Origin of the sequence: Actinocrispum sp. NPDC049592, from assembly GCF_040675465.1 — a bacterium.
Taxonomy (GTDB): Bacteria; Actinomycetota; Actinomycetes; order Mycobacteriales; family Pseudonocardiaceae; genus Kibdelosporangium.
The window spans coordinates 64,235-88,587 of record NZ_JBFAPA010000030.1; the positions used below are offsets into that span (position 1 = coordinate 64,235).

Annotated in this window: 23 protein-coding genes; 12 read left to right on the forward strand and 11 right to left on the reverse strand. The window is 69.4% G+C overall.

What is annotated here, in order from left to right:
- Positions 1-21 precede the first annotated feature (21 nt).
- The gene (locus tag AB0J95_RS49240) at positions 22-1,938 is read right to left on the reverse strand and encodes a bifunctional aldolase/short-chain dehydrogenase (RefSeq protein WP_364773498.1); all 1,917 of its coding nucleotides are present in this window, start codon (positions 1,936-1,938) and stop codon (positions 22-24) included.
- Positions 1,919-2,872: an S-methyl-5-thioribose-1-phosphate isomerase gene (mtnA, locus tag AB0J95_RS49245; protein WP_364773499.1), complete on the reverse strand. Its 954-nt coding sequence runs from the start codon at positions 2,870-2,872 to the stop codon at positions 1,919-1,921. Before mtnA ends, AB0J95_RS49240 begins: the two co-directional genes overlap by 20 nt.
- A gap of 59 nt (positions 2,873-2,931) precedes the next feature.
- Here mtnA and AB0J95_RS49250 point away from each other — a divergent pair, with 59 nt between their 5' ends.
- From AB0J95_RS49250 to AB0J95_RS49260, 3 genes are all read left to right on the forward strand, one after another.
- The gene (locus AB0J95_RS49250; protein WP_364773501.1) at positions 2,932-3,279 is read left to right on the forward strand and encodes a VOC family protein; all 348 of its coding nucleotides are present in this window, start codon (positions 2,932-2,934) and stop codon (positions 3,277-3,279) included.
- Between the two features lie 11 nt (positions 3,280-3,290).
- Positions 3,291-4,031 carry a peroxide stress protein YaaA gene (gene yaaA, locus AB0J95_RS49255; protein ID WP_364773502.1) on the forward strand — a complete coding sequence of 247 codons (741 nt, stop codon included), beginning with the start codon at positions 3,291-3,293 and terminating at the stop codon, positions 4,029-4,031.
- A gap of 211 nt (positions 4,032-4,242) precedes the next feature.
- Complete coding sequence (locus AB0J95_RS49260; protein ID WP_364773537.1) at positions 4,243-5,643, forward strand: DEAD/DEAH box helicase; 1,401 nt, start codon at positions 4,243-4,245, stop codon at positions 5,641-5,643.
- 136 nt (positions 5,644-5,779) lie between these two features.
- Here AB0J95_RS49260 and AB0J95_RS49265 read toward each other — a convergent pair whose 3' ends face one another.
- Both AB0J95_RS49265 and cobA read right to left on the reverse strand, forming a co-directional pair.
- Positions 5,780-6,175 carry a hypothetical protein gene (locus AB0J95_RS49265; RefSeq protein ID WP_364773504.1) on the reverse strand — a complete coding sequence of 132 codons (396 nt, stop codon included), beginning with the start codon at positions 6,173-6,175 and terminating at the stop codon, positions 5,780-5,782.
- A 42-nt stretch (positions 6,176-6,217) separates the two neighbouring features.
- Positions 6,218-7,435, reverse strand: coding sequence for a uroporphyrinogen-III C-methyltransferase (cobA, locus tag AB0J95_RS49270; RefSeq protein ID WP_364773505.1), 1,218 nt, complete (start codon positions 7,433-7,435; stop codon positions 6,218-6,220).
- Between the two features lie 62 nt (positions 7,436-7,497).
- On the opposite strand from cobA, the gene AB0J95_RS49275 reads away from it, so the two are divergent.
- From AB0J95_RS49275 to AB0J95_RS49295, 5 genes are all read left to right on the forward strand, one after another.
- A complete protein-coding gene (locus AB0J95_RS49275; protein WP_364773507.1) occupies positions 7,498-8,403 on the forward strand; it encodes an alpha/beta hydrolase in 906 nt (301 codons plus the stop codon).
- A gap of 14 nt (positions 8,404-8,417) precedes the next feature.
- Positions 8,418-9,191, forward strand: a complete 774-nt coding sequence (locus tag AB0J95_RS49280) for a DeoR/GlpR family DNA-binding transcription regulator (RefSeq protein ID WP_364773508.1) — start codon at positions 8,418-8,420, stop codon at positions 9,189-9,191.
- Between the two features lie 315 nt (positions 9,192-9,506).
- Positions 9,507-11,009: a sugar ABC transporter ATP-binding protein gene (locus AB0J95_RS49285; RefSeq protein ID WP_364773510.1), complete on the forward strand. Its 1,503-nt coding sequence runs from the start codon at positions 9,507-9,509 to the stop codon at positions 11,007-11,009.
- 31 nt (positions 11,010-11,040) lie between these two features.
- Complete coding sequence (locus AB0J95_RS49290) at positions 11,041-11,940, forward strand: ABC transporter permease (protein WP_364773512.1); 900 nt, start codon at positions 11,041-11,043, stop codon at positions 11,938-11,940.
- Positions 11,937-12,878: an ABC transporter permease gene (locus AB0J95_RS49295; protein ID WP_364773514.1), complete on the forward strand. Its 942-nt coding sequence runs from the start codon at positions 11,937-11,939 to the stop codon at positions 12,876-12,878. Before AB0J95_RS49290 ends, AB0J95_RS49295 begins: the two co-directional genes overlap by 4 nt.
- A 22-nt stretch (positions 12,879-12,900) precedes the next feature.
- Here the strand turns inward: AB0J95_RS49295 and AB0J95_RS49300 are convergent, their stop codons facing one another.
- Genes AB0J95_RS49300 through AB0J95_RS49310 form a run of 3 tightly spaced genes read right to left on the reverse strand, consistent with a single transcriptional unit; the run spans position 12,901 to position 15,499 of the window.
- Positions 12,901-13,644 (reverse strand): SDR family oxidoreductase, encoded by a 744-nt coding sequence (locus AB0J95_RS49300; RefSeq protein ID WP_364773515.1) that lies wholly within the window; start codon positions 13,642-13,644, stop codon positions 12,901-12,903.
- A complete protein-coding gene (locus AB0J95_RS49305; protein ID WP_364773516.1) occupies positions 13,641-14,363 on the reverse strand; it encodes a PIG-L deacetylase family protein in 723 nt (240 codons plus the stop codon). Before AB0J95_RS49305 ends, AB0J95_RS49300 begins: the two co-directional genes overlap by 4 nt.
- Entirely contained in the window at positions 14,360-15,499 is a 1,140-nt protein-coding gene (locus AB0J95_RS49310; protein WP_364773517.1) for a cobalt-precorrin-4/precorrin-4 C(11)-methyltransferase, read from the reverse strand. The genes AB0J95_RS49305 and AB0J95_RS49310 overlap by 4 nt, the downstream gene beginning before the upstream one ends.
- Positions 15,500-15,605: 106 nt before the next feature.
- On the opposite strand from AB0J95_RS49310, the gene AB0J95_RS49315 reads away from it, so the two are divergent.
- Positions 15,606-16,766 carry an 8-amino-7-oxononanoate synthase gene (locus tag AB0J95_RS49315; RefSeq protein ID WP_364773518.1) on the forward strand — a complete coding sequence of 387 codons (1,161 nt, stop codon included), beginning with the start codon at positions 15,606-15,608 and terminating at the stop codon, positions 16,764-16,766.
- Here the strand turns inward: AB0J95_RS49315 and AB0J95_RS49320 are convergent.
- Entirely contained in the window at positions 16,735-17,172 is a 438-nt protein-coding gene (locus AB0J95_RS49320; protein ID WP_364773519.1) for a GNAT family N-acetyltransferase, read from the reverse strand. The genes AB0J95_RS49315 and AB0J95_RS49320 overlap by 32 nt on opposite strands.
- A gap of 9 nt (positions 17,173-17,181) precedes the next feature.
- Positions 17,182-17,976 (reverse strand): serine protease, encoded by a 795-nt coding sequence (locus AB0J95_RS49325; protein WP_364773520.1) that lies wholly within the window; start codon positions 17,974-17,976, stop codon positions 17,182-17,184.
- 115 nt (positions 17,977-18,091) lie between these two features.
- Between AB0J95_RS49325 and AB0J95_RS49330 the strand changes: the two genes are divergently transcribed.
- The gene (locus AB0J95_RS49330; protein WP_364773521.1) at positions 18,092-18,943 is read left to right on the forward strand and encodes a M15 family metallopeptidase; all 852 of its coding nucleotides are present in this window, start codon (positions 18,092-18,094) and stop codon (positions 18,941-18,943) included.
- On the opposite strand, the gene AB0J95_RS49335 is transcribed toward AB0J95_RS49330, so the two are convergent.
- On the reverse strand, positions 18,944-20,029 hold the full coding sequence (locus tag AB0J95_RS49335) for a M48 family metallopeptidase (RefSeq protein WP_364773522.1): 1,086 nt from the start codon (positions 20,027-20,029) through the stop codon (positions 18,944-18,946).
- 188 nt (positions 20,030-20,217) lie between these two features.
- Between AB0J95_RS49335 and AB0J95_RS49340 the strand changes: the two genes are divergently transcribed.
- Together AB0J95_RS49340 and AB0J95_RS49345 are read left to right on the forward strand one after the other, a co-directional pair.
- Positions 20,218-20,745 (forward strand): YbhB/YbcL family Raf kinase inhibitor-like protein, encoded by a 528-nt coding sequence (locus AB0J95_RS49340; RefSeq protein WP_364773523.1) that lies wholly within the window; start codon positions 20,218-20,220, stop codon positions 20,743-20,745.
- Between the two features lie 39 nt (positions 20,746-20,784).
- Complete coding sequence (locus tag AB0J95_RS49345) at positions 20,785-22,176, forward strand: mycothione reductase (RefSeq protein ID WP_364773524.1); 1,392 nt, start codon at positions 20,785-20,787, stop codon at positions 22,174-22,176.
- 326 nt (positions 22,177-22,502) lie between these two features.
- Here the strand turns inward: AB0J95_RS49345 and AB0J95_RS49350 are convergent, their stop codons facing one another.
- On the reverse strand, positions 22,503-24,299 hold the full coding sequence (locus AB0J95_RS49350) for a transglycosylase domain-containing protein (protein ID WP_364773525.1): 1,797 nt from the start codon (positions 24,297-24,299) through the stop codon (positions 22,503-22,505).
- Positions 24,300-24,353: the final 54 nt, after the last annotated feature.

Here is a 24,353-nt window from a genome sequence, read left to right on the forward strand (position 1 = left end):
CGTAGGCGCACTTCCAACCGGTTAAACGACCCGCTCGTTGCCGCCGTCGACGGGGACCTGCGCGCCGGTGGTGCAGGCGAACGTTTCCGAGCACAGTTCGGCGACCAGACGGCCGACGGCGGTGCTGGTGACCTCGACGCCCAGCAGGTTGCGGCGCTTGTACTCCCCGATCGGCATGCCGTAGTGCGACGCGCGCTGTTCGAGCAGTTCACGGGTCCACAGGCCGGTGTCGAACACCGCGTCCGGGTGCACCATGTTCACCCGGATGTGGTCCGCGGCCCACTCCAGAGCGGCAACACGAGCCAGTTGGGTGACCGCGGCCTTGGACGCCGAGTAAGCAGCGGCGCCGGGGCCGGGAGCGGGCACGTTCTTCGACGAGATGACGACAACGCGTCCACCCCGCGGCGAGACCTTCAACAAAGGGTGGACCAGCGTGAACAAGGCGGCGACCGCGTCGGTGTTCACCGCCATCGTGCGTCGCCAAGCCGCCGGGTCCAGCTCGGCGATGGGCACACTACCTGGGAAAACACCAGCGGACGGCACCACGATGTCGATACCCCCGAACCGTTCGACACCCTGCTGGATCGCCGATTCCATAGCCTCGGCGTCAGTCACGTCCACCTGCAGGCCCAGGTAGTCGGCGGACGACTCCGAGGCGGTCAGGTCGAGGCCGATCACGCTCGCGCCCTTGGCCCGCAGCGCGTCGGCGCAGGCCTTGCCGATGCCCGAGGCCGCGCCCGTGACCAGCGCGACCTCGCCCGCGAACTCCGGCGGCGAACCGCCGAGCCGGAGTTTGGCCTGCTCCAGCTCCCAGTACTCGACGTCGAACAGGTCCTGCGCGGGCAGCGCCTGGTACGAACCGATCCGCGAGGCCTGTTCGATGATCTTGATGGTGTGCAGGTAGATGTCCCGCGCGATGTCGGCGTCCTTGGCGCGCTTGCCGACGGTGAGCATGCCGAGGTCGGCGTCGAGCAACACGCGTGGCGCCGGATCGAGCATGGTCAGGCCAGGTTTGGCGTGTTCCTCGAAGTACGCACGGTAGGCCGCCAGGTAGTCGCTCACCACGCGACCGATCAACGGCAGCCGCTTGGTCCGGATGACGTGATCGGGCGTTGCCGGGCCACGAGTGGCCACGTCGGCGAGGTCGTCTCGCGCCACGAACGACATCACCGCGGGTGTGGTGGTCCGGCTGACGATCACCGGCCCACCCACAGCGTCGGAGATCTCCGCACGCAGCTCGGCGATCGCCACCGCGGGCACGAACGGCGCCGCCGCGCCCCGCGGCTCGTACCCGCCCAAGTGCTCCTCGGCCAGGCTGACCAGCTCGATGTGCCGGTCGTAGGCCTCCTTGGTGGTCTCGCCGAACGTGAACAGCCCGTGGTTCATCAGCACCATGCCGATGGTGTTGTCGGTGACCAGCTCCGGGAACAGCTCAGCCGCGCGCCGAGCCAGCTGGAATCCCGGCATCACATAAGGAATCACGACGACCTTGTCGCCGAACACCTCCCGCACCACCGGCTTGTCCACATTGGACAGAGCGATCACCGCGTCGGCATGGCTGTGCAGAACCGCCTTGTGCGGCAGGAAAGCGTGCAGCAGCGTCTCCACACTGGGGTCCGGTGCCTTGGCGTCCAGCAGGGCACAGCGCAGCTCGTTCATCATCGCGCTGTCGGTCAGCTCCGGCAGCTGGAGCAGCTCGAGCGACCGGTTCAGCCGCAGCGGGGCGAACCCGGGCCGCTCGATCGACGCCAGATCCCAGCCGCTTCCCTTGACATACAACACTTTCACCGGCGCGCCGGTGATGTCGTCCACAGTCACCTTCACGGACGTGTTGCCACCGCCGTGCAACACCAGATCCGGGTCGGCGCCCAGCAGCCTGGAGCCGTACACGCACTCGTCGAGCGGGTCGGCGACGGTCTCAGCCCAGCGGTTTTCCATGGATAGTCCGTTCGTCGGTGACGATGGCGGTGACCAGATCAGCTGGCGTGACGTCGAAAGCCAGGTTCAGCGCCGGAGTTCCCGCGGGCGCGCCCAGTTCGGCGGGGTCGCGCTGCTCGATGTGCACGCTCGCCCCGTCCGGGGTGGCCAGGTCGATCACCGACTCCGGCACGGCGACCACGAACGGGATCCCGGCCCGGGCGGCGGCCAGGGCCAGCGGATACGTGCCGATCTTGTTGACCACATCGCCGTTGGCCGTGATCCGGTCGGCGCCGACGACCACCGCGTCGGTCAGGCCGCGGGCGATCACCGTGGCGCCCGCCGAGTCAACGATGACCGTGTGTTTCACGCCCATCTGGGCGAGCTCCCACGCGGTCAGCCGGGCGCCCTGCAGCAGCGGGCGCGTCTCGTCCAGGTAGACCTCGCCGAGGGCGTCCCGGTCGCGCAGCACCTGGACCACGCCGAGCGCCATACCCATCTCGACGCAGGCCAGCGCACCCGCGTTGCAATGGGTGTGCACGTTGATCTTCTTGTCCGGCAACCGGGACTGCAGGAAGTCGGCGCCACGCTCGCAGACCGCGCGGTTGCGTCGCACGTCGTCCTCCAGGATGAAGACCGCCTCGTCGACCACCGCTTGAACGCCCTCGTCCAGCTTGGCGAGCACCTTGTCCACGGCCCAGGCCAGGTTCACCGCGGTCGGGCGGGCCGCGCGCAGCTGGGCGGCCTCGGCGCGGACATCACCACCGTTCAGGGCGGCCAGCGCGACGCCAAGCGCCCCGGCCACGCCGATCGCGGACGAGCCACGGATGGACAGCCGTTTGATCGCCAGCACGAGTTCGCCCACGGTATGAATACGGAGAGTGACAAGATCACCCGGCAGCTGGGTCTGGTCGATGGCAGTGATGTGCCCGCCGGTCCAGTCGATGGTCCGCATTCCCCATGTCTAGCGGACGTGACCCGGTTTTGTCGGTGCCTGTCGCTAACGTGCCGGGCATGACACTGACGCACGCCATGACGACCATCGACTCCAAGGACCCGAGGGAGCTGGCCAAGTTCTGGACCGCCGCGCTGAACGCGCAGGTCAAGCAGGATTTCGAGGGCTATTTCGTGATCCTCGACTGGGAGGGCGGCCCGGCCATCGGGCTGCAGAAGGTGCCGGAGGAGCCGGCCGGGAAGAACCGGGTTCACCTCGACCTGCACACCGACGACCGGCACGCCGCGGTCGGCCGGCTGGTCGGACTGGGCGCGGCGATCGTGGACGAGCAGAAGGTGCCCGGGATGAGCTGGACCGTGCTCGCCGACCCCGAAGGCAACCTCTTCTGCGTGGGACAACCCGGGTAAGCTCACCGTCCGTGCTCGTGCTGCTTCCGCCGTCGGAGACCAAGGCCGAGGGCGGTAGCGGCCCGTCGTTCGACCATGGCGCGTTGTCCTTCCCGGAGCTGGAGCCGGTCCGAGAGAAGCTGCTGTCCGCGCTGGTGGACCTGGCCGGCGACGTGCCGGCCAGCCTCGCCGCGCTGGGCCTGTCCGAGCGGCAGTCGGGCGAGGTGCGCCGCAACGCCGAGCTGCGCCTCTCGCCGACCATGCCCGCGCTGACCCGGTACACCGGTGTGCTCTACGACGCGCTGGACGTGGCCGGGATGACCGCTGCCGAACGCCGCCGGGCGACCGGGCGGCTCGCGGTCGCGTCCGCTTTGTTCGGTTTGCTGCGAGCCGGTGACCTCGTGCCGTCCTACCGGCTGTCCGCGTCCAGCGCGGTGCCCGGGATCGGCCCGCTGGGGTCGTTGTGGCGCCCCGCGCTGGAACCGGTACTGGCCTCGCTGGACGATCTGGTGGTGGACCTGCGGTCCGGGCCCTATGCCGGGCTGGCGAGGATTCCCGGCGCGGTGACGGTCAAGGTGGTCAGCGAGGGACCGGGTGGACGGCGGCTCGCGGTGACGCATTTCAACAAGGCGCACAAGGGAAAGCTCGCGCGTGCGCTGGCTTTGGCCTCGCCCGCGCCGGGTTCGCTCGCGGCGATGGTCAAAGTGGCCGCGAAGGCGGATCTTCGCCTGGAGCGGACGGCGGACCGCGGCTTCGAGCTGGTGATCCGATAGTCGGGTTGGTCACAGCCCCGGCCGCGGGTCGAAAGCCGCGTGCACGCATGGGGTAAACTGATCTAGTACCGCAAAGGTTCTCCGGTACTTCCCATCCCAGCGGCACCAGCGAGTGCCGGGCTCGCCCGAAACACCATCCTCGGGACGTGCCAACTTCCGAGAGGTTTTCGTGCTGCCCACGTTCGACCAGCTGGGTCTCCCCCAGCCGCTGATGAATGCTCTGTCCCAGGCCGGAATTCGTGAGCCGTTCCCGATCCAGGCCGCCACCCTGCCCGACGCGCTGGCCGGCAAGGACGTGCTCGGCCGCGCCCAGACCGGGTCCGGCAAGACGCTCGCCTTCGGGCTCGCGCTGCTGGCCCAGCTCGACGGCGGCCGCGCCAAGCCCAAGCGGCCGCGCGCGCTCATCCTCGTGCCCACCCGTGAGCTGGCCATGCAGGTCAGCGACGTGCTCTCGCCGCTGGCCCGCGCGCTCGGCCTGTGGTGCCGCGCCGCGGTCGGCGGGATGTCGTTCGTCAAGCAGGCCGAGGCGCTGCGCCGCGGCGTCGACCTGCTGATCGCCACCCCCGGCCGGCTGTCCGACCACGTCCGCCAGGGCACCGCGATCCTGCACGACATCCAGTACACGGCCATCGACGAGGCCGACCAGATGGCCGACATGGGCTTCCTGCCCCAGGTCCGCGAGATCATGGACCTGACCGACCCGACCGGCCAGCGGCTGCTGTTCTCGGCCACCCTGGACGGCGACGTCGACCAGCTGATCAGGCAGTACATGAAGGACCCGGTCACGCACAGCGTCGCGCCCGCGACCGCCAGTGTGACCACAATGGACCACCACGTGCTGCTGGTGTCCCGTGAGGACAAGCCCGCCGTGATCGCCGAGGTCGCCGCCCGCGAGGGCCGGACCATCATGTTCGTGCGCACCAAGCACCACGTCGACCGGCTGGCCACCCGGCTGCGGTCGATCGGGGTGAACGCCGGTGCGCTGCACGGCGGCAAGGCCCAGGGCGCGCGGACCCGCGTGCTCGCCGAGTTCAAGGACGGCCACACCCCCGTGCTGGTCGCCACCGACGTCGCCGCCCGCGGCATCCACGTGGACGACGTCAGCCTCGTCGTGCACGTCGACCCGCCCGCCGACCCCAAGGACTACCTGCACCGCGCCGGCCGCACGGCCCGCGCGGGCCAGTCCGGCACGGTGATCACCCTGATCACCCACGACCAGCGGCACAGCGTCCGCCGGATGACCGACCGCGCCGGCGTGCGTGCGCACAACGTCCGGGTCCGCCCGGGTGACGCCGAGCTGGTCCGCATCACCGGGGCGCGTGTCCCGAGCGGCGAGCCCGTGCCCGAGCGTCCCGCCCCGGCGCCCTCCACCCGGCCCAAGCGGGCTGCCGGTGGGTTCAAGGGCTCGGGCGGCTTCAAGGGTTCCGGTGGGTTCAAGGGCGGCAACCGCAAGTTCGGCGGCGGCCACCGCTCCGCCGAGGGCACCGGCCGTGACCGGGACCGCGACCGCGAGCACCGTCCATCCGCCGACGGCAAGTTCGCCGGCCCCAAGCGCGACCGCGACCACCGCCCCACCCGCAACAAGCGCCCCCACCACGAACACACCCGCTGAGCAATGACGTGTGGTGACTCCACATCGCTTGGAGTCACCACACGTCTCTCATGTGCTAGCACGTGACTTGCAGTCGCCACTAGGCGGCTGAAGCGACCCGGCAGCCTTCCGGACGGTGGGTGGGCCGGGTATCGCGCTATTTGGGCAAAGTTCGCACTTCCGCGACGAGATCCCGCACTCGCTGCCGCCAGGCGCCGCCGCGTTGCCAGCACCACGCGACCGCATCCGGAATCGCGAGCAGTGGTTCCTCATGAGCGCGCAGATGCTGATACCGCAGTTCGAGGCAGCCATGCTCACGAATCTGTTGGTACAGCACCCGATTGTCCATGTCGGCAATGGAATCGTCGCGCTCCAGCACCAGCATCCGAGCCTCGATCGCCGCCACATCCGCGACCAGCGCACGCAGACACGCTTCGCGCTGTTGCCTGCCTGGCAACGCAGAAGCGCCGTAGACGGTCACCGACGGCTCCAGTTCGGTGACCGCGTCCAGAATCTTCTTCCGGGTCTCGTCAACGAAAACGTGCGCGGACATCCGCCAATTGTGCGCGGCGGCAACGACACTCTCCGATGTGGACTAGAGGTGTTTCTCGGCCAGGGCGGCGACGGGGCCGATGATGATCACGGCGGGTGGGCGGATTCCTTGGGCCGCTATCTCTTCCGCGATGGTGCCGAGGGTGGCGTGCAGGACTCGTTGGGTGCGGGTGGTGCCTTCCTGGACGACGGCCGCTGGGGTGTCGGCGGGGCGGCCGCCTTCCACCAGCGTTGTGGCGAAGGCGGCGATGCGTTCGACGCCCATCATCAGCACGATGGTGCCGCGCAGGCGGGCCAGGGCGTTCCAGTCCACAAGGGACTGTTCGGAGTCGGGGGCGACGTGGCCGGACACGACGACGACCTCATGCGCCACGCCGCGGTGGGTGACCGGGACGCCGGCGACCGCGGGTGCGCCGAAAGCGCTTGTGACACCAGGGACGACGGTCACCGGGACGCCCGCTTCGGCGCAGGCGATCAGCTCCTCGAACCCCCGCCCGAAGACGTAAGGGTCCCCGCCCTTCAACCGCACGACGAACTTCCCGGCCAGCGCCCGCTCCACCAACACGGAGTTGATGAAGTCCTGGCTCGCCGCCCGCCCGTAAGGGATCTTGGCCGCGTCGACGACTTCCACCTGCGGCGCCAACGACTCCAGCAACTCCCGGGGCGCAAGCCGGTCCGCCACAACGACATCAGCCCGCGCCAGCAGCCGCTGCCCGCGAACCGTGATCAACTCGGGGTCACCGGGACCGCCACCGACCAAAGCCACCCCCGGCAACGGTGACACCACCGGCCGGTCGGAGACCCGCCCCTCGCGCAGGGCATCCATGATCTCGTCGCGCACCGCGCCCGACCGGCGGTACTCCCCGCCCGCGAGCACACCAACCAGCAGCCCGTCGTGGTCGCCGACCGCGGGGGTGACCGCGCTGCCCTCCGCGCCGGAGTCCGCGCGCACACAGAACACCCGGGACCGGTCCGCCTCACCGGACACCGCCGCGTTCACGTCGGTGTCCGACGCGCAGCTCACCACGTACCAGGCGTCGGCCAGGTCGCCTTCCTGGTACGGCCGCTGGTGCCAGGTGATCTCCCCGTTGTCGGCCATGGCCTGGACGGCGGGCGTGGCGTGCGGGGCGATGACCTCGACAAGGGCGCCGGCCGCGACCAGGCGGGGCAGGCGGCGCTGGGCGACCGTCCCCGCCCCGACGACGACCACCCGGCGCCCGGCCAGCGACAGCCCGGCCAGGTAGTGGAGCTCTGTCTGCATGCCCGACAGCATGCCTCACCTGGCCTCTTCGACTACGTCACACTCCGGGTTAGTGTGCACGCGTGACCGAATACGACGTGCGGACGCTGGAGCTCGCCGGTGGCAAGGTGGCCACGCTGGTGAAGCTGGCGGCGGAGAACGCGACCAAGGCCATCCTGTACGTGCACGGGTGGTCGGACTACTTCTTCCAGGAGCACGTCGCGGCGCATTTCACCGCGCAGGGCTACGACTTCTACGCGCTGGACCTGCGGGGGTACGGCCGGTCGCTGCGGGACGGCGACCTGCCCAACTTCACGCTCGACATCACCGAGTACTTCGAGGAGCTCGACGCGGCCGCGGCCAAGCTGCACGAGGACGGCCACGAGAGGTTCGTGGTGATGGCGCACTCGACCGGTGGCCTGATCACCCCGTTGTGGCTGAACGAGCGGCCGGACGTGAAGGTCGACGCCCTGGTGCTCAACAGCCCGTGGTTCGAGCTGGCCGAGCCGGGCGTGATGAAGGGCGTCGGCACCTCGGTGGTCAAGCTCGTCGGCCGGATCGCGCCGAAACTGGTGCTGCGCAAGGGACTCGGCCCGGTGTACGGGCAGAGCATCCACCGGGACCACCACGGCGAGTGGGAGTTCGACCTGCGGATGAAGCCGCTGATGGCGTTCCCGGTGCACGCCGGGTGGCTGCGCGCGATCCGGCTCGGGCACGCGCGCCTGCAGCAGGGCCTCGACATCACCGCGCCGGTGCTGATCCTGCACTCCAGCCGCAGCCACCTGCACGCGAAGGCGTGGTCGCAGGACGCCATGGTGGCCGACACCGTGCTGGACGTGGCCGACATGATCAAGTTCGGTCCGGGGCTGGGCAAGAACGTCACGCTCGTGGAGATCACCGACGGCCTGCACGACCTGTTCCTGTCCGCCGAGCCGGTGCGGACCAAGGCGCTGGCCGAGGTGGACGCGTTCCTCGCCAAAGTGTCCTGATCACAACCGATCACATGTTCGCCGCCGAACGCCGCCAGGTCATCCTCGAGCTCGTCCGGTCCAACGGGGCCGTGTCCCTGCGCGAGCTGGCCCGGATCGTGAAGACCAGCGAGGTGACCGTCCGCCGGGACCTGCGTCAGCTCGAGGCCGAGGGGATGCTGGCGCGGCGGCACGGCGGAGCGGTGGCCAACGACCGGACCGCGTACGAACCCAGCTACACGGAGAAGGCCGGGGTGGCCGCCGACGAGAAGGCGGCCATCGCCGACCTGGCCGCGGACCTGGTCAGCCCCGGCGACGCGGTGGTCATCGGCGCCGGGACGACCACCCTCGCGCTGGCCAAACGGCTGGCCCGGATCGCCGAGCTGACCGTGGTCACCAACTCCCTGCTGGTCACGCAAGCGCTTGCGCGCGCGTCCGGGATCGAGGTCCTGGTCACCGGTGGGCTGCTGCGCGGCTCGATCTTCGCCCTCGTCGGGACCGCCGCCGAGGACAGCGTGAAGAGCCTGCGAGTGCGCCGGGCGTTCATGTCCGGCAACGGCCTCACCGCGGCACGCGGAATGTCCACCCCGAACGGAGCCGTCGCCGGGATCGACCGCGCGCTCGCGGCCACCGCCAAGGAAGTGGTGGTCCTGGTGGACAACACCAAGATCGGCGTCGACACCATGTACCAGACAGTGCCCACTCAGGACATCACCCACGTGGTGACCGATACCGGCGCCGATCCCGATGAACTGGCCGCATTCAAGGCCGCCGGCATCCAGGTGCACATCGCCCAATCCGGCGGTTGAGTCGCGTAATAGGGAACAAAACGTCGTTTTCAATGACCATTTCCGGCTCCTGTAACGGTCATTTTCGATCGATCGACGAACACTCTTGACGGCCGGTCCAGCCCCAGTGACTAATAGGACACACGCCGTGACTGAGAGGAGCTACGCCGGCCGGCCCAGTCCGACTGGTCACTGTGGACCTGTCCACCGGCCCCGGGTTTGGACCATTTGCTTCGCCAGAACCATGAAGTTTCTTTGCGTTCGGGCCGGCAGGTGCCACCATCGTCCATATCGGGCAAGCAGGATGCCTGCTGATCGGCCTACTGGGAGGACCTTTTGCTCGAAGCCGCGCGGGTCACCAAACGCTTCGGCGGCGTGCCCGCCTTGCGGGGTGTGGACTTCCTGCTCGAACGCGGGCAGGTGCACGCCCTGGTGGGGGCGAACGGCGCCGGGAAGTCCACTCTGGTCAAGGTGCTCTCCGGGGTCTACTCCCCGGACGAGGGCCTGGTGTTCCACCGCGGCCGCCCGGTGCGGTTCACCGGGCCGCAGGACGCGCAGCAGCGCGGAATCAGCGCGGTATACCAAGAACTCAGCCTGGTCGGCTCGATGTCGGTCAGTGCCAACCTGTATCTCGGCAAGGAGCCACGAAACCGCCTGGGGATGGTGAGTTTCCGCCGGATGCACGCGGATGCCGAGCGGCTGCTGGACTCCCTGGGCATCGAGGTCGACCCGAGGCGTGAACTGCGTTCACTAACCCTTGGGCAGCAACAGATGGTGGCGATCGCGCGGGCGGCGAACACGGACAGTCGCGTCGTCATCATGGACGAACCGACGTCCTCATTGGAACCCGACGAGGTCGAGACCCTGTTCGAGGTGATCCGGCGGCTCAGCGAACGTGACGTGTCTATTGTCTACATCAGTCACCGGCTGCTGGAACTGTTTCAGATCTGCAATACAGTGACGGTGCTGCGCGACGGCCAGGTCGTCCACACTGGACGGATGTGCGACATCGGGCCGGTCGAGCTGGTCTCCAGCATGCTCGGCCGGGATGCCGCGGACATCCGCCGCACCGGCACAACGGCGTTCACGCACGAGCACACCCCTGCGGCGCAAGAGGTTCTCAGCGCGCGGCAGCTCGGCGGCAGTTCGCATGCCGACAACGTCGCCATCGATGTGCACGCCGGCGAGGTCGTGGGTCTGGGCGGGCTGGCCGGCTCCGGCCGCACCGAGACGGTGCGGGCGCCGGCCGGTCTGCGGCACCCCGGCCGGGGCACGGTGGAGGTCCAAGGTAGACAGGTCCGGACCGGATCACCTTCGGCCGCAATAGAAGCGGGCATCGTGCTGGTACCGGAGGACCGAACCGGGCAGGGACTGGTGCCGCACCTGTCGGTCCGGGACAACATCGTGCTGGCCGCTCTGCCGCGGCTGTCCCGGTTCGGCCTGGTGTCACAGTCCAAACAGGACGGACTGGTGCACACCCTGATGCGGCGGCTCGGAATCCAGGCGACCGGGCCGGACCAGCGGGTGAGCGAGCTGTCCGGCGTCAACCAGCAGAAGGTGATGCTGGCCAGGTGGCTGGCGCTGAGCCCGAAGGTGCTGCTGCTGGACGAACCGACGCGGGGAATGGATCTCGATGCCAAGGCCCAAGTGCAGGCGCTGGTGGAGGAGCTGGCCGGCCAGGGCCTGGGGATCGTCCTGGCGTCCGGCGATCTGGCCGAGCTGGTCGAGGGGGCCGACCGGGTGATCGTGTTGCGGGAGGGTGCCGCGGTGGCGGAGTTGCAGGGCGACCAGGTGACGGCGGACGCGGTGCGGGCGGCGATAGCGGAGCGCGGGACATGACCCGCGGGCCGGTGCGCCGGAAAGGCGGCGCATGACCATCACCCAGTCCCGGCTGAGTGCGTTCACCCGTGACTATGGGGTCTATGCGGCTCTTGTGCTCCTGGCTCTGTCGAATGTTCTTGTCACGCGGGACTTCCTCACCGTGGAGACCTTGCGCGAGCAGGTGATCCTGCTGGTTCCGGTGCTGATCGTGGCGCTGGGCATGGCTTTGGTGATCGGCACCGGCGGCGTCGACCTGTCGGTCGGGGCGGTCATGGCGCTCTCGGCGGCCGTGCTACCCCTGTCGCTGGACTATGGCGTGGTTCCGGCGGTCATGGCCGGTGTGCTGACCGGTGTCCTCACCGGGATGCTGAGTGGTTCGCTGGTCGCTTTCCTCAAGGTGCAACCGATTGTGGCCACGCTTGCGGTTCTTGTGGTCGGGCGTGGGATCGCGTTGGTGATCGCCGACGGCGAGACTCCGGGCACGGGACTGGGCGTGGACGTGCCGACTCTCGTGCTGGTCGCGGTGGCGTTGATCGTCGTGGTGTCGGTGCTGGCCGGCCAGACGACCTTCGGCCGCCAGCTGGTCGCGATCGGCGGGAACCGCACCGCCGCCCGGTATTCGGGTCTCCCGGTGAACCGGGTGCTGCTGACCAGCTATGTCCTTTGTGGATCTTTCGCCGCGGTCGCCGGGATGTTCACCCGGCTGACCACGAGCGACCCGTCGCGGACCGGCGAGCTGATCGGGCTGTCCGCGATCACCGCCGTCGTCGCGGGCGGGACACCGTTGTCCGGCGGCCGGATCCGGGTGCTGGGCACGGTCGCGGGCGCCGTGCTGATCCAGCTGGTCACGGCGACTTTGCTGGAGAACGGCGCGCCCGCGTCGGTGGCCCAGATGGTCCAGGCGGTGATCATCATCGCCGCGGTGGTGGTTCAGCGAGGCACGCGATGAGGGCACGCAGACTGGCCGCGTTCGCCCAGCGGCACGGCGCGCTGCTGATGGTCATGGTGCTGCTGACGTTCGGCGGCGCCCAGGTCACCGGTTTCCTCACCGGCGAGAACCTCGGCGCGATGGCGGTGCGGGCGTCGTTCCTGGCGATCGTGGCGCTGGGCCTGACGTTCGTCATCGTCAGCGGCGGCATCGACCTGTCGATCGGCGCGGTGTACTCGCTTTGCGGTGTGCTGGCGGCGTATTCGTCCCGCTGGGGCTCGGCCGCGGCGCTGGCGGTGCCGGTGGCCGTGGGTCTGGCGTTCGGCCTGGTTCAGGGCTGGCTGATCGGCAAGCTGCGGCTGGCGTCGTTCATCGTGACCGCGGGCGGGTTGTTGTTCGCGCACGGCCTGGTGCTGTTCATCACCGCCGAAGGCCAGGAAACCTTTACCGTGCCCAAGGGTTCGACGTTCCTGGAACTCGGGCACGGCGCCGTGCCGGTGGTCGTGACGATCGTGCTGTACCTGCTCGGCGGCGTGCTGTTGCAGCGGACACCTTTCGGGCTGCGGCTGTTCGCGATCGGCAGCAGCGAGGACGCGAGCAGGCTGATGGGCTTGCCGGTGGCGGGCACGAAGATCGCGGTCTACGCCGTGTCCGGACTGCTCGCCGGGCTGACCGGCGCCCTGTCCACCGCCCAGGCCGGCACCGGCGTGACCACGATCGGCCTCGGCGTCGAGCTGGCCGCGATCGCCGCCGTCGTGCTGGGCGGGACCGTGCTCGCCGGCGGCTCGGGCGCGGTCAGCGGCACCCTCGCCGGCGTGGTCCTGCTGGGCCTCGTCCACGGCTTGCTGACCCACACGCGCGACCTCTCCACCAGCATGCACGCCCTGGTCAGCGGCACCACCCTGCTCGTGGTCCTGGTCGTCCAGGCCCTGCTCTCCCGCGCCCGCAACACCGACTAGCCCGATCAGACGAGCAGCTATCTCAGCGTTTGCGCAGGCGCAGGGAGTTCCAGCTGCCGTCGGCGGTCCAGCCGCCGTCGACCGGGAGGGCCACGCCGTTGACGAAGCCGGAGGCCTCGGGGTCGGCGAGGAAGGCGACGGCGGCGGCGATGTCACCCGGGAAGGCGAACCGGCCCATCGGGTTGACGCTGGTGATGTCCTCGTCGGTGTAGCCGCCGCTGGCCTGGTCGGCCACGTCCATCTCGGTCTTCACCCAGCCGGGGCACACCGCGTTGACCCGCACGCCCCGGCCGCCCCACTCGGCCGCCAGGGTGCGGGTGAGGCCGATCAGCCCGTGTTTGCTGGCGTTGTAGGCCGCGCGGTCGGCGATCCCCTGCAGACCCGCGATCGAGGCGATGTTCACGATCGAGCCGGTGCCCGCGGCGAGCATGTCCTGGCCGAACTCCTGGCACAGCAGGAAAGGACCGGTCAGGTTCACGTCGAGGACCCGCCGCCACTGGTCGGCCGTCGTGGTCTCGGCGGGTTGCAGCAAGGAGATGCCCGCGTTGTTGACCAGCACGTCCACCAGGCCGAACTTGGCCCGCACGCGTTCGCCCAGCGCGGCGACGTCTTCCGCCGAGGACACGTCCGCGACGAACGCGTTCTCCCCCGGAAGTTCTTGCAGGTCAACGAGAACCGTCGAGTACCCACGGGTGGCGAGGAGTTCGGCGACCGACCGGCCGATGCCCTGGGCGGCACCGGTGACCACCGCGACCGGGGCGGTCATCCTTCGAAGGCGAACGGGATGAGCTGGAACGCGATCGCGGGCTTGCCGCCGAAGCGCTCGCCGTTCTCGACCGCGAACCGCCGGATGAACGACGGGTCGGACATCGGGCCCGGCCCGAGCCCCTCGAGGTAGGCCTTGTGCGCGGCCAGCGACGCCATGCCAAGGTCCAAAGTGGACTCAACGGCCACCGCGTGGGTTGCGTTCGGCGAACCGGACACCGCGACCCAGCGCACGCCGTTCCACGGCTCCAGGCCGAGCTCCGGGAAGATCCACCGGTTGCCCGCGTCGCCGACCGCGTCCATCAACGCCTGCGCGACATTGCGGTGGTCCGGCGAGTTCGGCCGCCCACCGGGCCAGGGATCGCCGTTCAGCGTCACGATGAGCTCGGGACGGTGCCGCCGGATCGCGGCCGCCAGGTCCCGGCGCAGCGGCAGGCCGTACTCGATCACGCCGTCGTGGTGGTCCAGGAACTCCACAGTGGACACACCAACGACCCGCGCGGCCTCGATCTGCTCGCGTTCCCGCAGCGGGCCGCACTCCTCGGGCGGGATGCCGTCGATCCCGGCCTCACCGCGCGTGGCCAGCACGTACGCCACCGACTTGCCCGCCTCGGTCCAGGCCGCGATCGCCGCGGAGGCACCGTATTCCAGGTCGTCCGGGTGGGCGACGACGCCGAGGGCACGCTCCCAATCGGACGGCATGGGATCGAAGTCGGTCACACCCGCCTCCCCCGCTGCGGCTGCGCCTGTCCGGTCGCCTTCTTCACGGGCGTCTTGGCTTGGGTCTTCGCCGGTTGCTTGGCCGCGGCGGCTTTCGCGGCAGCGGCCGTCTTCGCGGCGTTGGTCCGCGGGACGGGCTTCTTCGCCTGTGCCGTCACGGTTTTCGTCGCGGTGCTGGCGGCGGCCGCCTTCGCCGGAGCCGGTTTCCTGGCCGGAGCCTCGGCCTCGGCCGGGGCGGCGGGCTCGGGAACCTCGATCGGCTCCGCGACAACGGTCACCCGCTGCGGCTTCGCCACCGGCTCCGGTTCGGGGGTGACCTCGGGCTCCGGCGCGGGAGTCGCGCGCTTGGTCCAGCTGGACCGGTTGCGGGACCAGCGAACCACGCCATCACCGCTCGACGACCGGCGCGAAGCGTCGCCCGCGGACCGGGTCTTGCCGGCGCGGACAGCCCCGCCGACAAGGAAAAGCGTGTGCCGCCACAACCGGTGCTGCTTCACGGTCACCAGCAGCTCGCCGATGGTGGTCCGCGCGACGATCTCGTCCGGCCAGCTCACCTTGTAGGCCGCGACGACCGGGGTGCTGTCGTCGAAACCCCCGGCGCGCAAGGCATCCGCGAGCTCACCGGCACGCGCGGCCGGGACGACGACGGCCATCGTCGTGCCGAACTGGGCGTACTGCCGGATCTGCTCCAGATCGGGCATGCCATTCGTCTCCTGGCCCGCGGTGATCACCGAGTCGGCGAAGTCGGGCTCGGTGAGCGAAACGCCCACAGACGCGGCCGTGGCGGACATCGGCGACACACCGGGCACGACCTCGGCGGGCAGCTGCAGCCGCGCGCACAGCTCGAGCTGCGCCCGCAGACCGCCCCACGACGCCAGGTCACCCGCGTGCATCCGCACCACGCGCAGCTTGTCCCGGACCGCGCGCCGGTAGATCTCGGTGATCTCGTCCTCGCCCAGCCGGGCCAGGTCGACCAGGTCCGCGTCCGGTCTGGTGTTCTGGCGGACCCACCCGGCGTCCACGATGCTCGGCGTCCACAGCACCACGTCGGCCTCACCGATGTGGCGCGCGCCTCGCAGCGTGATCAGGTCCGAAGCCCCGGGACCGGCGCCGACAAAGCTGATTCCTGCGCTCACGCGGCGACCGTACCGTGGCGCCCGGCACGCCCCGATCGCGGCCCCGGGGCCCAACTGTCACCCCCGCCACACTCCACAACGGCCGCGCGATGCGACACTCGCGGGCGTGACTTCCACTGGCGAGCAGGTCTTCGACTGGATCGACGCACGGGCTGAGGACCGCCGCAAGGCGGGACTGACCAGGCAGTTGCGTCCGCGCCGGGCCGACAGCACGCTGCTCGACCTGGCCGGCAACGACTATCTCGGGCTGTCCAGGGACAAGCGGGTCAGCGGCGCGGCGGCCGCGGCGGCGTTGCGCTGGGGCGCGGGCTCGACCGGATCGCGGTTGGTCACCGGCACCACCGAGCTGCACTCCGAACTGGAGCACGCGCTCGCCGCTTTCTGTGGCACACAAGCGGCTTTGGTGTTCTCGTCGGGCTTCGCGGCCAACCTCGGGGCGATCACCGCCCTGTCCGGAAAAGGTTCTGCGATCGTTACCGACGCCTACATCCACGCCTCGCTGATCGACGGTTGCCGCCTGTCGCGCGCGGATATCGCTGTGATGAACCACAACGACGCGCCCGCGATCAAGCGCGCGCTGGCCACCCGGCGCACCGAACACGCCCTGGTGGTGACCGATTCGGTGTTCTCAGTGGACGGAGACCTCGCGCCGCTCGGCGAGTTGGCGGAAGCCTGCCGCGAGCACAACGCGGGCCTGGTGATCGACGACGCGCACGGGTTCGGCGTGCTCGGCGAGGGCGGCCGGGGCGCGGTGCACGAGGCCGGGCTGATCAAGGACCCGAACGTGGTCACCACCGTCACGTTGTCGAAATCCCTTGGCGCGCAAGGCGGAGCAGTCCTCGGGCCGCGCCGGGTGATCCGGCACCTGCTGGAGACCGCGCGCACGTTCATCTTCGACACCGGTTTGGCGCCCGCGAGCGCCGCCGCGGCGCTGACCGCGTTGACCGTGCTCAAGGAGGAGCCGGAACGCGCCGAGCGGGTGCGTGAGGTGGCGATGAACCTGTCCATGTCGCTCAAGGCGGCCGGGTTCCAGGTGACCGTGCCGGACGCGGCGGTGATCGCGGTCCGCGCCCCGTCCCCGGAGACCGCGCTGGCGTGGGCGGACGACTGCCGCGCGGCGGGCGTGTGGGTGGGCTGCTTCCGGCCGCCTTCGGTGCCGGACAAGGTCTCCCGCCTGCGGCTCACTGTTCGGGCCGACCTCACCGACGGCGACGTCGAGAAGGCGGTCGAGGTGATCACCCGGTGTGCGCCGCGCGGCGCATCGTGATGTGCGGGATGCCGTCCTCGATGTACTCCTCGCCCTCGGCTACATACCCGAACCGCGCGTAGAACCCCTGCGCGTACGTCTGCGCCTCCAGCACGCTGCGGGCGTCACCCAGGTCAGTGACAGCGGCGGCCATGACCTTCTCGCCCAGACCCGAGCCGCGGGCGTCCTTGGCGGTCACCACCCGGCCGATCCGCCGCTCGCCGTCCGGTTCGGTGAGGGTGCGGGCGTAGGCGAGCAGGGCGCCATCCTCGATCAGGTAATGCGTCGTGCCCGGCTCCAGGTCGCGGCCGTCCACGTCGAGGTACGGGCTCTGCTGTTCGACGACGAACACCTCGGCCCGGAGCCGCAGGATGGTCTGGAGATCGACCGCCGACAGTTCCGGGCCGCGAATCGTGCGAAGGTTCACCCGATCAAGCTACGGCGTGACCGGGTTGACCTGCAGGGCCAGGTCCGGGGCGTACGTGGACACCCGCGTGTACACGCCGGGCTTGTTCGGCAGGCCGCAGCCCTCGCCCCACGAGGAGATGCCGATCAGCCGGTCCTTGACCACCATCGGGCCGCCGGAGTCGCCCTGGCAGCCGTCGATCCCTCCTTGGGGGTAACCCGCGCAGACCATCGCGTCCGGGTTGTACTTGCCGAACGCGGTCTTGCAGTCGGCGTCGCTGACCACCGGGACGTCCGCCTTGAGCAGGTACTGCGAGGTCGGGCCGCCGGACGCGGTGCGCCCCCAGCCCAGGATCGTGGCCATCGTGTTGGTCTCGTACAGGTCCTCGTCGGCCGAGGTCGCGAACGGCAGCGGCGGGTAGCCGGTGATCCGCTTGCCCAGGGTGAGCACGGCGACGTCGTTGCCGACCAGGGCGTCGGTGTACTTGGGGTGGATCCAGATCTTCTTCACCGGCACCCGCACGCCCGCGGTCGTGGCGTTCTTGTCATCCCGCCCGGCCACGACGTACATGTCCTCCGGCAGCTGGCCCTTGGCGCAGTGCGCGGCCGTGATCACCTTGTCGGGGGTGGTCAGGGTGCCGCCGCAGAACTGGAAGTCGTCCGGGGTGGTCAGGAACACCGCGTACGGGTACTGCTGGGTGCTGGCTCTCGTGCCACCCACGATGCGTGCCGACGACTCCGACGACGAGGCCGGGACGGCGACGGCCGTGATGACCACCGCCAGACTCAGCGCAGCGCCCACCAGCCATCCGAGCTTGGACCTCATCACCGGCTCCTCTTTTCCGCGGCGTCCCCATGTATGACTCCGCCTACGTTAGGTCAGGAACCATCGACGCGCTGTCACTGAACCGGGTGGTCTTCGGACATGATTAGCTAGACCTGTGCGGCCATGGTTGGTGATCTTGCTGGTGGTGGCGGGGTGTGGTGCGCCATCGCCGTCCAACCCTGCCCCGGCGACCTCCGAGACCGCCCCACCACCAGCGGCAACGCCCCAGTCGTCGGCCGCGGCGGCACCGCCCGGCGCCCCCGCGGGCCGGAAGGTCTGGCAGGTCGGCAAGGACCCGTTGCCGCTGCGCCCGGATGGGTTCGGCAAGGTGCTGCCCACCCCACCCGAACTGGTGAATCGGTCATTGCCGACAAAGGACACGTTGCCCCCACCCGCCGACGGGAAATACGCCTCCCGGGTCGTGCCGATCCCACCGGACGTGCTGGCGCGCAGCACCTGGCAGGCCGCCTGCCCGGTCGGCAAGGACGACCTGCGCTACCTGACGATGTCGTTCTGGGGCTTCGACAACAAGCCGCACACCGGCGAGATGATCGTCAACAAGTCGGTGGCCACCGCGGTCACGCAGGTGTTCGGCAAGCTGTTCCAGGCGAAGTTCCCGATCGAGGAGATGCGGGTCACCGACAAGTCCGAACTGGACGCCGCACCGACCGGCGACGGCAACGCCACGGCCGCCTTCGTCTGCCGCCCAACCCGTGGCGCCACAACATGGTCAGCCCACGCCTACGGCCTCGCGGTCGACATCGACCCGTTCTGCAACCCGTATCGCAAGGGCGATCTGGTCCTGCCGGAGCTGGCTTCGTCCTATCTGGACAGAAGTACGCCCCGGCCCGGGATGATCCGGGCCGGGGACGTGGTGGAGCGTGCCTTCACGGCGATCGGCTGGACCTGGGGCGGCACCTGGACCTCCCCCAAGGACCTGATGCACTTCTCCCAGACCGGCAAGTAGCTAGCTCTTGTCGCCGCCGCCGGTGCCGCCGTTGTTCTGGTCGTTGTTGTTGTCCTCATCGGACGGACGGCGGCGGAACCCGCTGAAGACCTTGTCCGCCGCGCCGGACAGCGCGCCGCCGACATCGCTGAGCACCTTGATCAGCGGGTCGGTGGAGTTGGTGAACGACTCCTTGTAGGACTTGCCCGCGTCGGCGAAGTCCTCCTTGAGCGGGTTGGCCTGCGGGTCCTGCGCGTCCCGGCGCTTGTAGTCACCGGCCAGGATGGCCCGGTACTCCTCGGTGGCCGCCCAGCGCTGCAGCTGCGAGGCGCGCACGACGGCGAACGGGTGCGGCCGGTCCTCGGTCTCCAGCAGCTTGATGATGCTGTCCCGGATGTCCTCGACCTCCTCGTACTCCTTGGCCTGCTCGAGGAACGAGGGGATGTCGATCTGCGACAGGTCGGTGGCCCCGGCCAGGTACATGTGCGCCCGCAGCGAGGCCGACGGGTCCTGGCAGACCAGCAGGCCGGCCCGGTCACAGCTCAGCTCGGCCTTGCGGCGCCACTCGTACAGCGCGGCGATCACGGCCCGCAGCCCGAGCGCGCCCAGCGGCACCCACTGGATGTTGCGCTGCAGGTTGAGCAGGCGGCGCAGCAGGGTGAGCAGAACCGCGTGCCCGGACAGCACGTGCCCCAGCTCGTGGCCGATCACGAACCGCAGCGCCTCCGGGTCCAGTGCCTCGACCAGGCCCGAGGTGAGCACGATGAACGGCTCGTCGATGCCGATGGTGTACGCGTTGGCCTCGGCCGAGCGGGCGACGTACAGCTTGGGCACCTTCGGCAGGTCGAGGACCTCGGTCGCTTCCTTGTGGATCCGGTTGATCACGGGGTACTGCGTCTCGCTCACCCGCACGAACGACGCGACGGCGAGCAGCCGCTCGGTGCGTTCGTTCCACAGCGAGTTCAAGGTCTTCAGGACATCGCTGATCCCTGGGACGGCGCGCAGCGTGGCCATCGCGCCCTTGTCGGCGGGGTGTTCGTAGGCGCGCGGGCTGATGCCCGGGAACCGGACGCGCGGCGCCGACTGCTGGACGTCTGTTTCAGTCACGGCTGGATACCTCTCCCTGTGGTTACGGCCCAACGTACGCCGAAACGGACACCTTGGGTGCCGGCTGGACCGCAGACCCGGGAGAGACCAGGGTTGTCCCTGAGCGGAGACTAGGGCCGTCCACTGACTGTGGTCCACTCCGGCCCCTCGCGGGGCTCGTCAACCCAGACCGCTGGAGGTTTTCGATCATGAGCCTGGAGCGTCCCGTCGCACCCGACCCCTATGAGCTGCTGCCGGCGGTCGGGTCGTTCACGGTGACTTCCACTGACGTGACCAACGGTGAGCAGCTCCCCAGCGCGCAGGTCTACGAGGCCGGCAACACCTCGCCCCAGCTGAGCTGGTCGGGTTTCCCCGCGGAGACCAAGAGCTTCGTGGTCACCTGCTACGACCCGGACGCGCCGACCCCGTCCGGCTTCTGGCACTGGCTGGCCGTCGACATCCCGGCGTCGGTCACCTCGCTGGACACCGGCGCCGGGGCGAGTGACGAGTCGCTGCCCGAGGGCGCGTTCCACACCCGCAACGACTTCGGCGCGTTCAAGTTCGACGGGGCCGCGCCGCCACAGGGCGACCAGGTGCACCGGTACTACTTCGTGGTGCACGCGGTGGACCAGGAGAAGCTGGGCGTGGACGAGAACGCCTCGGCCGCGTTCGTCAGCTTCAACCTGGTGTTCCACACGCTGGCCAGGGCCATCATCACACCCACGTACGCGCACTAGTCAGGAACATTGCCGGAGCCGGTGCCGTTAGATGTACCTGTGCGGAACTTCGACCTGGTCATCATCGGCACCGGCTCCGGCAACTCCATCCTCGACGCGCGGTTCCGCGACTGGGATGTGGCGATCGTCGAGAAGGGCGTGTTCGGCGGCACGTGCCTGAACGTCGGCTGCATCCCGACGAAGATGTTCGTGCACACCGCGGACCTCGCCGCCACGCCGGGGCACAGCTACCGGCTGGGTGTGGACGAGACGCTGAACGGGGTGCGCTGGCCGGAGATCCGGGACCGCATCTTCGGGCGGATCGACCCGATCGCCGCGGGCGGCCGGGAGTACCGGGTCAGCCACGAGGACAACAAGAACGTCACCGTGTACGAGGGCACGGGCCGGTTCACCGCGCCGAAGACCCTTGAGGTGACGCTGCCCGACGGCACCACCGAGACCATCACGGCGGACAAGTTCGTGCTCGCCGCGGGTGGGCGCGTGGTCGTGCCTGACGTGCCGGGGCTGGCCGATGCCGGGTTCCACACCAGCGACACGATCATGCGGCTGGACGACCTGCCGCGCCGGATGACCATCCTGGGCAGCGGGTTCGTCGCCGCCGAGTTCGCGCACGTGTTCTCGTCGTTCGGCGTCGAGGTGACGGTCGTGGCGCGGTTCGGCGCGCTGCTGCGGTACGAGGACGACGACATCAGCCAGCGGTTCACCGAGCTCGCCAAGGACAAGTGGGATGTCCGGCTGGACCGCAAGGCGGTGCGGGCCGAGCGCGACGGTGACACGGTCAAGCTGTACCTCGAAGGCCCGCGCGGCGCCGAGGTGCTCGAGTCCGACGTGCTGCTGGTCGCCGTGGGCCGGACCCCCAACTCCGACATCCTCGACGTGGCCGCGGGCGGTATCGCGGTCGCGGCCACCGGGCACGTGGTGGTCGACGAGTACCAGGAGACCAACGTCCCGGGCGTGTACGCGTTGGGCGACATGAGTTCCCCGTACGAGCTCAAGCACGTCGCCAACCACGAGTCCCGCATCGTCCAGCACAACCTCCTGCACCCCGACGCCCGCGAGAAGGCCGACCACCGGTTCGTCCCGCACGCGGTGTTCACCTCCCCGCAGATCGCCGCCGTCGGCGCCACCGAGCGGCAACTGCAGCTGCGCGGCGAGCGCTACGTCAAGGCGGTCCAGAAGTACGCGGACATCGCCTACGGCTGGGCCATGGAGGACACCACCGGCTTCGTGAAACTCCTCGCCGACCCCAGCACCGGCAAACTCCTGGGCGCCCACATCATCGGCCCCCAGGCGCCGACCGTGATCCAGCCGCTGATCCAGGCGATGAGCTTCGGCCTCGACGTCCGGAGCATGGCCCGCGGCCAGTACTGGATCCACCCCGCCATGCCCGAGGTCATCGAAAACGCCCTCCTCAACCTCGAAATCGACTGAAGCCTGTCCTTTTTTTGCCCACCAAACAATTCACGAATTAGTACTTCTGGCTGCTTCCGACCGGCCTCATCCTGGGTGTTGTCGGGCTGATTGCCGGATTTTCCTGCATGGCAAGAACGCCCCGCAGGTCGATTCGTGCGGCACCAAGCTGGGCCTGGCCCATCAATTGGTGTCCGGCACGTATCGGACGACCTGTGCGTCCGCGAAGGCCATGATGACCACCGGAAACGTGCTGATGATCGCGGGTGGGCTGATCAGCGCGGTCATTGTGATCCTCGGTATCGCGTACTTCGTCACCAGGACGTCGGCGCAGCCGGCGACCTGAATCAGCGGGTCGACGGAATGGGTCTGGCGGCGGGGGTGGGGGTGTTCGGGGCGTTGTAGGCCTCCATCACCGCGCGCCAGATCGCCGCGGGTTCGGCGAAGGGGGTGATGTCCGCGCCGGATTTGTTCTTGATCGCCTTGAGCTGGTCGGAACCCATCCACACGACGGTCGCGAGGTCGTGGGTGTAGCCGGTCATCCAGGCCTTGGCGACGGCGCCGTTCTCGCCGAACGGACGCACCCCGGGCCGGATCGCCCCGACGAGACCCTTGGGCGAATTCATCGCCTCGGTGACCTGGCGGGCGACCCGCGGCGGAACCACCTGCTGCGACGTCAAAGTGGCGCGGTACCGGATGTTGCCGGAGCTGTATTCGACGCGGTCGACGAAATGCGGGTTCGTGCGGACACCGTCGGCGGCGAGGGTCGCGTAGGCGGTGGACATGTCGATCGGGCGGGCGATGGTCGAGCCCATGCCGATCGCGATCCGGGTGTCGGGTTTCTCGCCCAGCGTGGGTTTTCCACGCAGTTCCCGCGGGATCCCCAGCTGGTAGGCGATCTCCGCGACGAAGTCCGGGCCGATCTTGTTGGCGAGCCCCGCGATGGCGGTGTTCACCGGTTGCTGCAGCGCTCGGCGCAGGGTGCACGGCGAACAGTCGGCGCCGGGCGGGTTCGTCATCGGGATGCCGCCGATTGTGCGCGGCGAACTCCCCTCGAGCGGGCTGTCCAGCCGGAACCCCTGGGTCAGCGCCGCGGCGCCGGTGAACGGCCCGAACGCGGTCCCGGGCTCCTGCCAGGTCTGCGCGTAGTCGAGGCCCTTTCCGTTGCCACCGCCGTGATACGCGATGATCCCGCCGGTGTTCGGGTCGATGGACACCACCGCGGCCCGCAGGTAGTCCGGCTGACCGTCCATTGTGGTCTTGACGGCCTGCTCGGCGGCCTGCTGGGCGGCCCGGTCGATGGTCGTGATCACGCGCAGCCCCTTGGCGTGCGCCTCATCGCGCGGCAGGTCGGCGCGTTCCTCCAGCTCGGCCAACACCTGGTTCTGGATCTGCAGCTCGGCGCTGCTCGTCCCGGCGTCGCGCGGCAGCGTCGCCGGGAACGCAAGACCGTCCTTGCTGGGCAACCACTTCTGGTTCACCATCTGGTCCAGCACGAAGTTCCACCGGCGCTCGGCGTTCTCCCGGTCCACGTCCGGGTCCCAGAACGTCGGCCGCTGGATCACGCCCGCGAGCAGCGCCGCCTCGGACACATTGACCTGCTGGATGTCCTTGCCGAAGTAGGCCCGCGCCGCGGCCTGGATCCCGTTCGCTCCGCGTCCGAAGTAGACGGTGTTCAGGTACGCGGTGAGCAGGTTCTCCTTGCTGTAGGTGTCGGTGATCTTCTTGGCCAGCACCAGTTCCCGCCACTTGCGGGAGAACGAGTGGTCCTCGTTGCCGGTGGCCTTCTTGATGTACTGCTGGGTGATGGTCGAGCCACCGCCGGACGCGCCGATGAGGTTGTTGAACGCGGCCCGCATGATCCCGGTGACGTCGAACCCCGAATTGGTCCAGAACGAGTTGTCCTCGGCCGCCAGCACCGCGTTCTGCACGTGCTGCGGGATCTGGTCGAACCGCACCAGGGTCCGGTTCCCGCCACCGCCCGGCGGCAGGATCCGGCCCAGCTCGGTCTTGCCGTCCGAGTAGTACAGCGTGATCGTCTGGTTCTGCGCCAGCGTGACCTGCATCGGGTCCGGCACGTCGAACATCTGGTAGCAGATGTAGAACGCCGTCACCGGGGTCGCGACCGCCAGGAACAGCAGCACGTAGCAGGTTCTACGGACCCGGCGCCAGATCCGCTTGCGACGCGGTTTTCGCTG